This is a genomic window from Marinicrinis lubricantis (genome assembly GCF_042658665.1).
GTDB lineage: Bacteria > Bacillota > Bacilli > Paenibacillales > KCTC-33676 > Marinicrinis > Marinicrinis lubricantis.
In genome coordinates this window covers 123488-138972 of record NZ_JBHSQV010000010.1, presented here as the reverse complement: position 1 = coordinate 138972, position 15485 = coordinate 123488, and the positions used below count along the sequence as shown (strand labels likewise).

Annotated in this window: 13 protein-coding genes; all 13 read left to right on the top strand. The window is 48.2% G+C overall.

Annotation, left to right across the window (positions count from 1 at the left end; translation table 11 throughout):
• Positions 1-300: 300 nt before the first annotated feature.
• The 13 genes from gnd (at position 301) to ACFPXP_RS02090 (ending at position 15468) form a co-directional block, all read left to right on the top strand.
• Complete coding sequence (gene gnd / locus ACFPXP_RS02150; protein ID WP_379891947.1) at positions 301-1194, top strand: phosphogluconate dehydrogenase (NAD(+)-dependent, decarboxylating); 894 nt, start codon at positions 301-303, stop codon at positions 1192-1194.
• Between the two features lie 122 nt (positions 1195-1316).
• Positions 1317-2174: a carbon-nitrogen hydrolase family protein gene (locus ACFPXP_RS02145; protein ID WP_379891945.1), complete on the top strand. Its 858-nt coding sequence runs from the start codon at positions 1317-1319 to the stop codon at positions 2172-2174.
• Positions 2175-2216: 42 nt separating this feature from the next.
• A complete protein-coding gene (locus ACFPXP_RS02140; protein ID WP_379891943.1) occupies positions 2217-2885 on the top strand; it encodes a GNAT family N-acetyltransferase in 669 nt (222 codons plus the stop codon).
• A gap of 560 nt (positions 2886-3445) precedes the next feature.
• Positions 3446-4447 (top strand): LacI family DNA-binding transcriptional regulator, encoded by a 1002-nt coding sequence (locus ACFPXP_RS02135; protein WP_379891941.1) that lies wholly within the window; start codon positions 3446-3448, stop codon positions 4445-4447.
• Positions 4444-5370, top strand: coding sequence for a ribokinase (gene rbsK, locus ACFPXP_RS02130; protein WP_379891939.1), 927 nt, complete (start codon positions 4444-4446; stop codon positions 5368-5370). Before ACFPXP_RS02135 ends, rbsK begins: the two co-directional genes overlap by 4 nt.
• Positions 5371-5407: 37 nt before the next feature.
• Positions 5408-6499, top strand: coding sequence for a BMP family lipoprotein (locus ACFPXP_RS02125; RefSeq protein WP_379891937.1), 1092 nt, complete (start codon positions 5408-5410; stop codon positions 6497-6499).
• An 84-nt stretch (positions 6500-6583) separates the two neighbouring features.
• Positions 6584-8149: an ABC transporter ATP-binding protein gene (locus tag ACFPXP_RS02120; RefSeq protein ID WP_379891935.1), complete on the top strand. Its 1566-nt coding sequence runs from the start codon at positions 6584-6586 to the stop codon at positions 8147-8149.
• Positions 8121-9209 carry an ABC transporter permease gene (locus ACFPXP_RS02115; protein ID WP_379891932.1) on the top strand — a complete coding sequence of 363 codons (1089 nt, stop codon included), beginning with the start codon at positions 8121-8123 and terminating at the stop codon, positions 9207-9209. Before ACFPXP_RS02120 ends, ACFPXP_RS02115 begins: the two co-directional genes overlap by 29 nt.
• Positions 9199-10143, top strand: coding sequence for an ABC transporter permease (locus ACFPXP_RS02110; protein WP_379891930.1), 945 nt, complete (start codon positions 9199-9201; stop codon positions 10141-10143). The genes ACFPXP_RS02115 and ACFPXP_RS02110 overlap by 11 nt, the downstream gene beginning before the upstream one ends.
• Positions 10144-10247: 104 nt before the next feature.
• Positions 10248-11207: a nucleoside hydrolase gene (locus ACFPXP_RS02105; protein ID WP_379891928.1), complete on the top strand. Its 960-nt coding sequence runs from the start codon at positions 10248-10250 to the stop codon at positions 11205-11207.
• Between the two features lie 21 nt (positions 11208-11228).
• Positions 11229-12143 (top strand): nucleoside hydrolase, encoded by a 915-nt coding sequence (locus ACFPXP_RS02100; RefSeq protein ID WP_379891926.1) that lies wholly within the window; start codon positions 11229-11231, stop codon positions 12141-12143.
• A gap of 83 nt (positions 12144-12226) precedes the next feature.
• Complete coding sequence (locus ACFPXP_RS02095) at positions 12227-13915, top strand: PucR family transcriptional regulator (protein ID WP_379891924.1); 1689 nt, start codon at positions 12227-12229, stop codon at positions 13913-13915.
• Between the two features lie 314 nt (positions 13916-14229).
• Entirely contained in the window at positions 14230-15468 is a 1239-nt protein-coding gene (locus tag ACFPXP_RS02090; protein WP_379891922.1) for a M20 family metallo-hydrolase, read from the top strand.
• Positions 15469-15485: the final 17 nt, after the last annotated feature.

Here is a 15485-nt window from a genome sequence, read left to right as displayed (position 1 = left end):
ATAGCCAAGCATTTCATAGGGTGTGCCGACGCTGCGCATAATAATCCCGAATGGCGCCTGTCGAGCCTTGATTCTTTTTGTCAAATAATGGACCGCTTGAAGGATGGATACGGGCCCCATTTTCCCTCTAATCCTAAAGCGTCAGCAGCCACACAGCCTGGCTTGCGAATCTATTCCGGGCAGAAGTTTTCACACAATGGACTTTCATTCTTGTACATTTGTAATATAATAGAGTTTGTCGTTTTTTATCGATTCATACGGTTTGATAAAAGCAGTACACAACTTAGGAGGACACATCAGATGAAAATTGGTTTAGTTGGATTAGGTAAAATGGGCTTGAACTTAGGCCAAAACTTGATGGACCACAAGCATGAGGTTGTGGCCTTTGATTTGAACACCGATGCGGTAAAGCAAATGCAGACATACGGAGCACAAGGCGCATTCAGTCTGGAGCAATTGGCGGCATCTCTGGAGTCTCCGCGCATCGTATGGGTGATGGTTCCCCATTTTGCTGTAGATTCCGTGCTAGAGGAATTGCTTCCGCACCTGGATCAGGGTGATATTGTCATTGAGGCTGGAAATTCCCACTACAAGGAATCCATTGACCGATACAACCGCTTGAAGGAAGCCGGGGTTCACTTTATGGACGCAGGTACTTCCGGCGGTATGGAAGGAGCGCGTCACGGTGCTTGCTATATGATTGGCGGCGATGAAGAGGCATGGAACATTGTCGAGCCTATTTTCCGAGATACGGCGGTGGAGAATGGGTACCTTTATGCAGGTAAAGCAGGAAGCGGCCATTATTTGAAAATGGTCCACAATGGCATCGAATACGGCATGATGGCTGCCATTGGAGAAGGCTTTGAAGTATTGGAGAAGAGCGCATTTGATTTTGATTACGAGAAGGTTGCCCGCGTATGGAACAATGGTTCCGTCATTCGCTCTTGGCTTATGGAACTAACAGAGCGTGCTTTCTCAAAGGATGCGAAGCTCGATGAGATCAAAGGCATCATGCACTCCTCCGGAGAAGGAAAATGGACGGTTGAAGAAGCAATGGATTTGCAGACGGCAACGCCGGTTATTGCGATGTCCTTGCTGATGAGATATCGTTCGATGGATCAAGACACGTTTACTGGTAAAGTGGTTGCCGCTCTGCGCAACGAGTTCGGCGGACATGCGGTAGAGAAGAACTAAATGGGATCATCTTATTCCGGAAGCTTTGCTCGAGATGCGGAATAATTGATTGTTGCGGGATATCGGGCATACAGGTCATAATGATAGAAGGTTAGCGATAAAGCCAAACAGGGAGGGAGCCCATGAAACTAAGAGTATCCGCGGTACAGTATCATCTGCATACGATTCATTCCTTTGAAGAATTTGCCCAGCAGGTAGAGCATTACGTTAAAACTGCCGAAGAATTCGGGGCGGAGTACGTGCTGTTTCCCGAATTTTTCACGACACAGCTGCTGTCGATCGGTAATGGTCAGGGCAAGGCGTTATCCATAGACGATCTGCCAAGCTTTACAGAGCCTTATCGAGAGTTATTCACGAGACTGGCGAATCAGACGGGGATGTATATCATTGGCGGTACACATGTTACGCGCCAAGGGGATCGACTGCTGAACACGGCGCATTTGTTTTACCCAGATGGACGCATCGCCGAACAGCCGAAGCTGCATATTACGCCAACTGAAGTGCATGAATGGAACATGACTGCAGGTGACGGACTCGAGGTATTCGATACGGAGAAGGGACGAATCGCTCTGTTAACCTGCTATGACATCGAGTTTCCTGAAATCGTTAGAATGGCGAAGGCGAAAGGTGCCGATGTGATTTTTTGCCCTTCCTGTACGGATGACCGCCACGGATTTTATCGGGTGCGTTACTCCAGTCATGCGCGTACGGTGGAAAATCAGGTTTACGTCGTAACGACGGGAACGGTCGGCTCTCTGCCTACGGTGGACTTTATGCGAGCGAATTATGGACAGGCGGCCGTTCTGACACCGAACGATATCCCTTTCCCTCCACGCGGCATTTTGGTGGAAGGCGAAATCAATGACGATATGGTCGTGACCGCAGATTTGGATTTGGAGCTTCTTTACCAAGTGCGTGAACGCGGTTCAGTCACAACATGGCGTGACCGCAGAACGGATCTGTATACGGATTGGAGCTAATGCAATAAGGATCATCATTTTCCTTACGAAAGGGGAAATGGCATGTACCGAAAGGAACTGTTCGTATTTAATGGAGATCGTCCTGCTAAGGCAGTGATTCGGAATTATCGTGCAGAGGATTTTGCCGATCTTATTCGGATCCAGCAGGAAAGCTTCCCGCCCCCTTTTCCATCCGAGCTGTGGTGGAATGAGGAGCAGCTGAACAATCATGTGACGCTGTTTCCGCAGGGGGCTCTCTGTATTGAGGTGGAGGGAGAAGTAGCCGGATCGATGACGGGACTTATCGTCGATTTTGACCCGATGCATCCCAGCCATACATGGGAAGATATAACGGATGAAGGCTACATACGCAATCATAACCCGAAAGGGAATACGCTCTATGTCGTCGATATTAGTGTACGACCTTCATACCGGAAGCTCGGTTTGGGCAAATGGCTGATGTTCTCGATGTACGATGTCGTGGTTCACATGCAGCTGGATCGGCTGTTGGGCGGCGGACGGATGCCGGGATATTATTCAAAAGCAGCCGAGATGACAGCGGAGGAGTACATTCAAGCGGTGATAAGCGGGGAATTAAAAGATCCCGTCATTAGTTTTCTGCTGAGATGTGGAAGGACGCCCGTTACCGTGATTGAAAACTACTTGGAGGATGAGCAATCCTTGAATTACGGTTGCCTGATGGAATGGAAAAATCCTTTCCGGAGAACATAGGTGAATATATCATATGAAAAATGCAGAAACTGAAAGCGAATCGAAAGAGGACGCTTTCGGTTTTTTTTTGAGGGTAATCATCCATTGTTTTAAAAAAAGGATCTTTTAGGTAGATCATTAATATTTGTTTGTATGTCACAAAACCTCCAGTGATGTATATGAAACCACCTAATTGTTAGATATTATCACGCGAATTCGATGTATTTCAACAAATTTCATATCAAAAACAAAAAAATGTTGCGCAATTCATATATTGGTGTTAATATAATTGACATAAAATAACTAGTCAAGACATGATGAAGCTGCTTTCGACAAAGAGGGAGAATGATAAAAATATAGCTGAAAAAATAAAAAAATGTTGAACTTTAAAACAAAGGATGATATTCTGTCTGTGAAACCGCTTTCCATTTTTTTATTTAAGACACTGGGAAACCGGTTTCTCAGAAGCTTCAATAGAAAATTTGTTTTCTTAAGAGAAGGATGAAAGGCATCGAAAGGGTAAAACGAATCCATTTTTTTAGAGGATCAAGAAACCGGTTTCTTAAAGGGGTGATATGACGATGAAACCTACAATCCTAGATGTAGCGAAGCTGGCGAACGTATCGAAGGCCACGGTTTCCAGGGTGATCAACCATAATCCTAAGGTAGATAAAAATATTCGGGAACGGGTGGAACAAGCGATAGAACAATTGGGATATCGTCCGAGTGCGATCGCGAGAAATTTAGCTAACAATACGTCGAATACGATTGGTCTGATTTTACCCGACATCACGAACCCATACTTTCCGGTTTTGGCCAGGGGGATTGAAGATCAAGCCCATCGGTCCGGCTATACGGTCATCATCAGCAATACAGACAATGATCCGAGATTGGAACAGGAATATATCCAGATGATGGCACAGCAGCAGGTAGGAGGGATCATTCTTATTTCCTCTATCCTGGAAGAGGAGAAGATGAGCGAATTGCAGTCACTGCAAATTCCGTTTGTTCTGTGCGACCGAACGATTGAGAATACCACCTTTGATATTGTCACGATCGACCATTATCGTGCGGCTTTTGAAGCGGTGGAGCATTTGATTCGCCAAGGGCATCAGCATATATGCCACATCTCTGGACCCGTCAAGGTACAGACAGCAGAAACCCGAAAGCAGGCTTATCTGGATGCAATGGAGGCAGCTGGGCTTATCCCTGTAGTGCGAGTCGGCAGCTTCAGCTATGAGGCAGGTTACTCGCAAATGCTATCCATTTTGAATGAGTATGAGCCTTCGGCCTTATTTGCGGCCAATGATTTAATCGCCTTCGGCGCGATCAATGCGCTGCAGAGCAAAGGGATGAAAGTGCCGGACGATGTTGCCGTGATCGGATGTGACGATATTACGTTCGCGGGAATGTATAAGCCCGCCCTTAGTACAATATCTGTTCCGGCATACCAGATTGGCGCAACATCCGTGGAACTGCTGGAAAGCCGGATGAAAGGGGTGAGGAACGATGCGAAACAAGTCGTTTTAGAGCATTCGTTCAGCTGGAGAGAAACGTGCATAGGGGGAAAGCAAACAAGATGATCGCAGACATTGTAGTCATTGGCAGTTTGAATATGGACATGGTCGTTCGGGTAGATCGAAGGCCGGAGCAAGGTGAAACGCTGCTGGGAAGGGACTTTTTTATGAGTCCCGGTGGAAAAGGGGCCAATCAGGCTTATGCGGCCGGAAAATTGGGTGCCTCCGTCGCAATGATCGGACAGTTAGGAGAAGATTTATTTGCCGGTCAGCTGCTAAATAATTTAAGCGATGCCCGGGTAGAAACGAGATATATGGAAAAGGTTCAGGGACAGTCCAGCGGCGTTGCTCTCATTACAATTGACAGCGAGGGGGATAACAGCATTATCGTCGCTCCGGGAGCTAATTTTAGTTTTACGCCTGCGACAATTCGAAAATATGAGGAAGTCATCAGGCAAGCCAAGATTCTGATGCTGCAGCTTGAAATTCCGTTGGAGTGTGTCATGGAGGCCGCGAGGATTGCGAAGGCCCACAAGGTTCAAATATTGCTGGATCCCGCTCCGGCTCAGCCTCTTCCGGATGAACTGCTGTGTATGGTAGATTATATCGTTCCGAATGAAGCGGAAATCGCCCAGTTAACCGGAATTCAGGTGATGGACGAACCGAGTGCCATAGAAGCCAGCCTGCTGCTGCGAAATAAAGGAATTGGAACGGTCGTATCCAAGCTGGGAGACCAGGGGGTTGTTGTAACAGATGCATCCGGATCGATCTTCATTCCCGGAATGAAGGTGGACGCTGTCGATACGACGGCTGCCGGCGATGCTTTCGCAGGAGCTTTTGCTACCGCTTTGGTAGAAGGGCGAAGCTTGAAGGATGCGGCATATTTCGCAAATGCTGTTGGGGCGCTGACGGTCACAAAGCCGGGGGCGCAAGCGTCCATGCCAGATAGACAACTCACAGAATCCTTTATCAAGGCATTGCCGAGATAAAGTTTCTATATTAATCATAAAAAAGGGAGAGAGATGTATGAAGAGAAAAGCGAAAACGATGTTAGCTGTATGCTTAGTTGCCGTGATGGCATTGTTGGCAGCATGCGGCGGGAACAACAGCAACAACGGCGGCAACACGAACGCAAACGGATCCTCGGGAGGCAGCTCAAGCAACAACGCTGCGGAAAAGGCGATTAAGGTTGGTTATTATGTGAATGCCACACTGGGGGACAAGTCCTTCTTTGATTCCGTACAGCGCGGTTTGGAAAGAGCAGAGATCGAGCTTGGCGTCGAAGGTAAAACCATTGAGGGCGGCTCGAATCAGGCTGATTGGGCTGCTGGTATTGAATCGATGGTAGCGAGCAAGGAGTACGACGTCATCTTGGTGGGAACGAGTCAAACGACGGAAATTGTAGCGGATCTTGCACAAAGATACCCGGATCAACAATTCATTTTCTTCGACGATGCCATCAGTGATTTGCCGAATGTATATTCCATGACTTACTCCCAGAGCGAAGGATCGTTCCTAGCGGGGGCATTCGCCGCACTGGTGACAACAAGCACGGAACTTGAAGCATCGAATCCAGATAAGGTTATCGGCTTTGTGGGAGGAATGGACATTCCTGTCATCAACGACTTCAGATCCGGGTACGAACAAGGCGCGAAATATGTGGATCCGGAAATTCAGGTTGTCAGCTCCTTTATCGGAGATTTTGTTGATGCACCAAAGGCGAAAGAGCTGACACTAGCTCAGTTTAACTCGCAAAATGTAGATGTCACGTATCAGGTGGCTGCAGCAGCCGGTCTAGGTGTTCTGGAGGCAGGAAGTGAAGAAGGTAAATATACCATTGGCGTAGACAGCAATCAAAACTACCTGTATCCAGGCAGCGTACTTACTTCGATGATGAAGAATCTGGATACGACAGTGCTTCGCGCCTTATCCAAGTATATCGACGGAACACTGCCATTTGGTACCGTTGAAGTGTTAGGCGTACAAGAAGGCGGCGTTGGTCTTGCGAAAGATGAGCATTTCGATCAATATGTTCCGCAATCCATTAAAGATCAAATGATTGAAATTGAAGGTAAAATGCTTAGCGGCGAAATTCAAGTGGAATCCATTCTAGAATAGGTAAAAACATGACTGCTGCGGCAAAGGGGAGGCTTGCCTCCCCGGGCTGCAGTAAAGATCCCAATGACGGGGGTGCTGGCTCCAATGGCTGTATTGCTGGAAATGATAGATATTCATAAAACGTATCCGAATGGGACGATGGCCAATAGAGGAGTGAATCTCGAGGTGCACGAAGGGGAAATTCATGCTCTCGTTGGCGAGAATGGCGCAGGTAAATCGACATTGATGAAAATATTATTTGGTCTGGAAAATCCAACAAGCGGAACGATCAAATATAAAGGAGAGGCAGTACGTTTTCAAGGTCCGCGAGATGCGATTAATCAAGGGCTGGGCATGGTCCATCAGCATTTTATGCTGGCTCCTTCACTGACGGTTTCCGAAAATATCGTATTGGGAGACGAGCCGCGTAAAGGGCTGTTTAAAGTGTTTCGTGACCGAAAAACCGAATTGAACCAAATCCACCATTTGATTGAACAGTTTGGCTTGAAGCTGGACCCTAATGCGGTGGTAGATTCGATATCGGTCGGCCAAAAACAGCGGGTTGAAATATTGAAGGTGCTGTACCGCGGAGCGAAGCTGATTATTTTGGATGAGCCAACCGCTGTACTTACGCCACAGGAGACGGACGAGCTGTTCGATTCCATCAAATCGCTTGTATCACAGGGGTATACGATTATATTTATTACGCATAAACTGCGCGAGGTGATGGAAATTTCCGACCGCATCACCGTGCTGAAAGCAGGACAAACCGTGCAGACGCTGATGACGAAAGATACGAATAAGGAAGAGATTTCCCGCTTGATGGTTGGACGCGATGTGCTGCTTCGAGTGGAAAAACAGGAGCCGCAGCTGAGGGATATCATTCTTGAAGTCCATAACTTAAGTGCGGTGAATGAAAAGGGACTTCCGGTTTTAAAAGAAGTGAGCTTCCAGATTCAGGGGGGCGAGGTGTTTGGCATTGCTGGCGTGGAAGGTAACGGCCAGACGGAATTAGTTGAAGTGATCACCGGGTTGAAACAAGCGACCGGAGGGCATGTCACCTATTTAAAGGAAGAGCTTCTCGGCAAATCGATCGGTGAGATCCGTAAAATGAAAATCGGGCATATCCCCGAAGACCGGCAGACGACAGGGGCGTGTCTAACATCGACGATAGAGGAGAATATCATTTTAGATGTTTATGGACAGAAGGAATTTAAGACGGGTCCATTTATGAATCGAAAAAAGCTGAAGGCTTTCGCTCGAGATTTAATGGAAACTTTCGACGTGCGAGCAGAAAATGAGGAGATTATGGCCGGGTCATTGTCCGGAGGGAATTTGCAGAAGGTGGTCATCGCCCGTGAAATCGCCAAAAATCCAAAGCTGCTCATTGCTTCACAGCCTACGCGCGGAGTCGATATTGGAGCGATCGAGTTCATTCACAAAGAAATCATAAAAAAGCGGGATGAGGGCACTGCAGTGCTGCTTGTTTCCGCAGAGCTATCGGAAATTATGAGCTTAAGCGACCGAATTGGTGTGATGTATAACGGGGAGCTGGTAGCTGTTCTAAATAATACAAGCGAGTTGACAGAGCAGGAAATTGGCTATTACATGCTGGGCATCAAGAAGAAGGGGGCGGCAGCGGATGAATCAGAAGCGATTTCTGTATCTTGATTTAATGGGCATCATTGGAGCTGCCGTGATGGCTTTGCTGTGCGGATTCATCATCATTTTGTTTGTCAGCGAACAACCGATTGAAGCCATCAGTGCATTTATTCTAGGTCCGTTCTCCAATGCGTTCAATGTGAGTACGCTGATCAATAAAGCGATACCGCTCATTTTTACCGGCCTTGCGCTGGCCGTTGTTTTCCAAACCAACGTATTTAGTATGGGGGCGGAAGGGCAGTTATATGTCGGAGGATTTATCGGGGCGTTGTCTGCGGTATATATCCCAGGTCTTTCCCCGTGGGTGCATATTCCCGTCATTCTCGTCAGCGCGATGATAGGCGGCGCATTGTTCGGGGCGATTCCTGGAGTGCTCAAGGCGCGCTGGAACGCCAATGAGGTCGTCACTACATTGATGCTGAATTATGTGGCGATTATTTTAACCTCCTACTTTGTGAATAACGTGTTTAAGGATCCGGAAAGCGGCGGATATGCGAGGATGCCTTATTTTGATAAAGACTTGCTGCTGCACAAAATATCGAATTCTTTTCCGGTCCATTACGGCATATTTATTGCTGTTGCAGCGGTGATTGTGGTGTATTTGCTTCTGTATAAGACGAAATTGGGCTATGAGCTTCGTCTGGTTGGAAAAAACGATAAGTTTGCTTTGTACGGCGGCATTAAGACAAAGCGTATCATCGTTTACAGTGTCATGATCAGCGGAGCGCTGGCTGGGTTGGCAGGTATTGTGGAGCTGCTTGGCATCCACGGCACGTATAAGGATAATTTCTCGGCGGATTTAGGTTTTGACGGCATTATCATTGCTTTGCTTGCGCGAAACAACCCGCTTGGCGTCTTGTTATCCGCACTATTCTATGCCTACCTTCAGGTTGGCGGGCAAGTCATGCAGGCGGAGAGCGATGTCTCCAGGGAACTGTCGGTCATCATCCAAGTGCTTCTCGTTTTGTTCGTGTCTGCGCAAGCCGTATTTAACTACTTGAAGCAAAGAGCGATGCTGAAGCAGCAGAAGCGAAACCGTGAAAAGAAGGTGAATGCGAATGTGGTCTAATTTATGGATGCAGATTGCCGATCTTACCATTATCTATGTACTGCTTCGTTCGATGACGCCGATCCTGCTCGCTTCACTGGGAGGGCTGATCTCCGATGTGACTGGAGTGACGAATATCGGTTTGGAAGGGCTCATGCTCATTTCCGCCTTTACTTCGATTTCCGTTTCTTCCGTAACAGACAACTGGGCTTTAGGCGTTGTAAGCGGTGTGCTGATCTGTATGCTGATATCGTATGCGATGGGATTTTTCCATCTGAAAATGAAAGTCGACATAATCATTACCGGTTTTGCCATCAATATTTTCGGTTCCGGGATTACGATCTTCTTAATGAGTAAAATTTTCAATGTGACAGGAAGCTACAATCCAACAAACTTAAGCAAAATTCCTACGATTCACATTCCTGTTGTGGAGGATATTCCTTACTTAGGGAAGCTGCTGAGCGGGCACAGCCTGATGGTATGGATAGCCCTGCTGTCCGTCGTGTTCTGTTTCTATATGCTGTACCGTACACCGTACGGCGTACATTTGAGAGCGATTGGGGAAGCGCCGGAGTCGGCCAAATCGGTAGGTATTCGTGTACGCAGACTGCAGTATTCGGCTTTTGCTTGGAGCGGTGTATTCGTCGGTTTGTCCGGAGCGTTTCTTTCCATGGGAATGACGAGCATGTTTGTCAAAGATATGACGGCGGGAACAGGTTTTCTGGCACTGGCAGTTGTTTTATTGGGCAATCGAAATCCGATCGGGATATTGATCGGTTCGTTCATATTCGGTCTGGCCAAAACGTTTGAAACCTTGCTGCAGACGATACCAGACAGTCCGATTCCGAGCCAATTCGTGCAAATCGTCCCGTATGTGGTAACCATTATTGCCCTCATCATCTTTGCTATTCGCAAGCAGCGCAAGAGTGTCGGAGTCAAGCTTGAACGTGCGTAAGGGATAGTAAGCCTCGTTCTTGGCACGAAGCAAAACGATCTTGGCTGCCAACATAAGAACGATAAAGCAGTTTTAAATTCATGATATAAGGGGATATGACAACGATGAGCGTAGAGAATAAACGAAAAATCATTATCGATTGTGATCCAGGACACGATGATGCCATAGCGATATTACTGGCCGCAGGAAATCCAAACATCGATTTGGTGGCGATCACAACAGTCGCAGGCAATGCCGAATTGGATAAGACAACCTTGAACGCTTTGAAGGTTTGTGAAATTGCGGGCATTCGAAATGTGCCGGTAGCTCAGGGGGCAGGTCAACCGTTAGTACGAAAACGTGAAACGGCTGCGGATATCCACGGTGATTCCGGAATGGACGGTCCGGTGCTCCCTCAACCTGCATTAAGTCCCGTTCCAGATCATGCGGTGGATCTGATCATTCGCAAGCTGCTGGAATCCGATGGGGATATTACGTTAGTGCCGGTAGGGCCGCTGACGAATATTGCGATGGCGATGCGCAGGGAGCCTGCAATTTTACCGAAAATTCAAGAAATTGTACTGATGGGCGGAGGCTCCTTCGGCAATTGGACGCCGGCGGCGGAATTTAATATCTTTGTAGATGCGGAAGCGGCCAAAGTGGTATTTGAGAGCGGAGTTCCGATTACGATGATGGGGCTCGATGTCACGCACCAAGCGCTGGCAACACCGGAAGTAAGCGGGCGCATCGCTGATATTGATAATCCGGTAGCTGGTTTCGTCAGCGAGCTTCTGATCTTTTTCCGCAAAACCTATCAAGATGTGTTTGGTTTTGAAGATCCGCCTGTACACGATGTGTGCAGTGTTGCTTATTGTATCGATCCGAGTATTTTCCAGTGCCGTAAACTGCATGTAGATGTAGAAACGAAGGGCGAGTTTACATATGGGATGACGGTCGTCGATATGCTCGGCGTTACTGGCAAAGAGCCGAATGTGAATGTGGCGCTGGGGCTGGACCATGCGAAATTCTGGGATTTGCTCTGTGAAGCACTGCAAAACTATGCTCATCTTGCGTCTAAGGCGTAAGATGCGGGGAGCGTGATTGGAATGAAATCGGTCATTATGGATGTGGATACAGGAGTGGACGATGCACTTGCGATTGCCTACGCTTGCCGATCCGAAGAGCTTCAGCTGCTCGGTTTCACGACATGCTTTGGCAATGTACCTGTTGAACTAGCGACGGTAAATACCTTATATATTCTGGAGCTGCTGGGAAGTGACGCACCGGTCATACCGGGGGCTGAAAAGCCGCTCCTTCGCACCGATCCTCATCCTTACAGTTATCACGTTCACGGTGAGAACGGGTTGGGGAACGCAGCCGCTCCTGCACCCCGGCGGAAAGCACAGCGCAAGTATGCTCCCGACTTTATATGGGAACAAGTTTGCCAACATCCGCATGAGGTGACGCTCATTATGGTAGGTCCGCTCACCAACCTGGCATTAGCGATACAGAAGGAGCCGAAAATTGTGGATCTTGTTGAGCGGGTCATTGTGATGGGCGGAGCCGTGCAGGTTCCCGGCAATGTAACGCCGGTGGCTGAAGCGAATATTTATGCAGATCCCGAAGCCGCGGATCTCGTATTTCGCTCGGGCATTCCACTGACGCTGGTCGGTCTCGACGTGACGATGCAGACCTTGCTTCCGCTGAGGCATCTGGACCATTGGCGTGCCCAAAATACGAGTGTTTCCCGTTTTTTCGCCGACATGACGGAATTTTATATACAGGCCTATAAAGGATTTTATCCGGGTATCGGCGGCTGTGCACTGCATGATCCATTAGCGGTTGGAGCTGCCATCTGTCCTGGGTTTGTCACAGAAGTGCCTATGCATGTCCGCGTGGAAACGGAAGGTAGCAGCAAAGGTCAGACGATCGCTCTGCCGGATCAAGCGCCTAACATTCAAGTGTGTGTAGGTGTGGACGAGAAGTCATTTTTGGAACATTTCTTGAAAAGAGTTGTATAGCTGGCTGCTGTGAATTTGTCTAGACTGTCCCTGCCAAAGGGACGGTTTTTTATTTCAATTTTGACAAAAAGGGAGGGAAAGACATGGAGATGGAATCCAAGCTGACCGTGCAGGAGGTATTGCGCCGCCCGCTGTTTCAGGAAGCTTATGTGGCGGCTGGAGCACAAGGGCTGCATCGCCGGGTAAGGTGGGTTCATATTCTGGAAGTGTCGAATGTGGAGCATCTAATCCGAGGAGAAGAGATGATTTTGACGACAGGCATTTCCTTTCCGAAGAATACAGGCTCGCTTGTCGCTTATGTGGAAGGGCTCGTTCGACAGCATGCATCGTGCTTGTGCATCGAAATCAGCGAGCAGTTTCCAGACATACCGGAGGAGATGAAAGAAGCGGCGGATCGTTTGCAATTTCCGCTCATTGTGTTTCCTCGTCAGGTTCGTTTCGTGGATCTGACGCAGGACGTTCACTCGTTGATCATTAATCGTCATCATAAATTACTAAAAGAGCTGGAGAGCAGATCAAGGGAATTTCAAAGGCTGACGCTCACGTCACAAGGGATCCCGAAGGTTATCAAACGGCTGCACGCCAGCACCTCTTCGCAAATCGCATATTTCCCTGCAGATGGAAAGCCTTTCTTTGCTCCGGCGATGCGCATTCACGATCAATATAAGCTGATGGAGTTCGTATATACAAAATTGCAAGAGAGTAATTCAAGCGAAGACGGGGAACTGCAGGAATGGGATTACGGGCTGCAGAAGGTGTTGATCCAGCCGGCCGGTGCATTGGGGAGCACATGGGCACATGTTGTTATGGTTCTGGATCATCCGCCAGAGGAGTATGATGTTTTAATTTTAGACTCGGCTGTAATTTCGATCGCCCAAGACTTGCTGCGTACGAGGTTTATGGAGGAGCGCAAGCTGTACACCGAAAATTTGTGGGTAGACGATCTGCTTCACCTTCGGATGAAGGATGAGGAGAGAATCCAAAGCTTGCTTGGAAGTGAATTTGATAGGCTGAATGAAGCCAGTCACCGGGTTTGTCTGATCGAATATGAGCATAATGTCACCAGTGAGCACGAATGGAAGCTAGCACAGCTGGAAGCGGATTCCGCCGGCGTGCATTTGTCCATGGTGCTTCGTGCGTCCTTTGAGCAGCAAGGCTTTCTTCCGCTCATGACCCTGAAGAAAAACGGCTTAGTGATTGTTGCGGTGGATGTCCTTTCGCATCGTTCATCGAAGGAGGGACTGGCTCAAGTATTCGAGACGCTGGAGCGGGTGAAGAAGGATGAACAGTTAGGACAACTGGTATTCAGGGTGGGGGTTGGAGGATCAAGAACGGGACTGGTCCATGCTCACCAGAGTTATCAGGAAGCGATTCATGCGCTTGCGCTTTATCCTTGCTTCGGCAGACCGATTTTGTTTTTCGAAGACTTGGGTGTATATAGACTTCTATTTAATTTGACAGACAAACAAGTGCTGCACCAGTATATTGACAGTTATTTAGGGCCTTTGATTCATTATGACGAGGCAAAAGGAGGCGACTTGCTGCGGACATTGAAGGTGTATTTGGACCACGACGGCTCGAAGCAGCTGGCTGCGCAAAAGCTGTTTATTGTGCGGCAGTCGCTTTATTACCGCTTAGAGAAGATCACCGAATTGTTAGGGAAAGAAATCATGAATTCAGAGCATCGCTTGGCTCTGCAGGTAGCTTTGCGAGCTTATCAAATGCTGCATCCGGATAAGCTCGCGGATTCGGAGGGCGCATGCAGAGTGTAAGACGGGCTTGATGTTAGGATTGCTGGAAGGAACGAGTGTCCATTGGAGCACGTGTAACATGGCTGTGAAAATTTTCGGCTATTTATTTGACATTTTGTCTAATGCCCGCCATTCTGATGATGATATAATGATATATAACCTAACATTAACTTTTTTTGTCGCTTGATATCAAGTTATTATGTAAATTATTATTACATTCGATAGTGTGATATCGGGTGATAAACGATGAATTCCACCGCTTGTATGCTTCAAACGTCATATTTGATGACAGAAGCTTACGATGGATACTTTGACAGGGAAGGGGAAGCAAGGATATGCACATTAATGCAGAGAGGCTGCAGCAGCGAATTGAACAATTGTCCCAAATCGGCAAAATCGGCACGACCGGGGTTTGCCGCCTGGCTCATTCAAAGGAAGACCGACAGGCCGTGGAGCTTGTGAAAGGATGGTTTGAGGAAGCGGGGATGACGGCTCGCATTGATGCGTTCGGTAATTTGATCGGACGCTTGGAAGGAAAACATCCGGATGCGCCGATCCTTATGCTCGGCTCGCATATTGACAGCCAGCCGTATGGCGGAAGATTTGACGGCGTCATCGGTGTGCTCGGCGCGCTGGAGGTTGTTCAAAGCTTTACTGAGCGGCAGTTCGTACCCGACATGCCAGTAGAAGTGGTAGCCTTCGCGGACGAAGAAGGCTCTAGGTTTAATAAAGGTTTATTCGGCGTTCGGGGCATTTTGGGCAAGCTGGAAGAAGACGAACTGGAACGGAAGGACAAGAACGGCATGACGCGGCGGGAGGCTCTTTTGGAATTTGGCTGCGATCCGGATGATTTCGCCGCTTCCGAATATCCGGAGGGTAGTATCGGGTCTTACTTGGAGATGCATATCGAGCAAGGGCCGGTATTAGAAGATCAAGGGCAGCCCATTGGTATCGTAACCGGCATATCCGGGCCAATCTGGCTAACGGTGGAATTCAAGGGCTATGCTGGTCATGCCGGATCGGTTCCTATGCATATGCGCAAAGATGCGTTAGTTGGTGCGGCTAAGGTGATTTCCGGATTGAACGAATTAGCTGTACGGGAGAAGGGGGCGCCGACGGTATCGACGGTAGGTCAACTTTCGTTATTCCCGGATTCGCGCAATATCATTCCAGAGCGGGTTGTCTTTACCGTAGATTTACGAGATATAGACTTGGATCGCCGTAATCGGCTGGAGATGGAGCTTTACGCTCTCATTGATCAAGCGGCGAAGGAGCATGGTCTATCATACACCATTACCGAGGATACGAAAAGCGATCCTAGGTATTGTGCCGAATGGATTAAGCAAATGATGCGAGAGGAAGCTTCTGAGATGGGGATGGCCGTACCGGAGCTGATGAGCGGCCCTTTCCATGACGCTTTGACAATGTCCTATGTATGCGACTACGGCATGATTTTTGTTCGCTGTAAAGAAGGCATCAGCCATAATCCGGAAGAGTTCGCGGCTGCTGAAGATATAGCCTTGGGAACTGAACTGCTGTACCGCACCGCGTATCGTATGGCTGCAAAGTCGTAATCGCAGGCAAACCATAA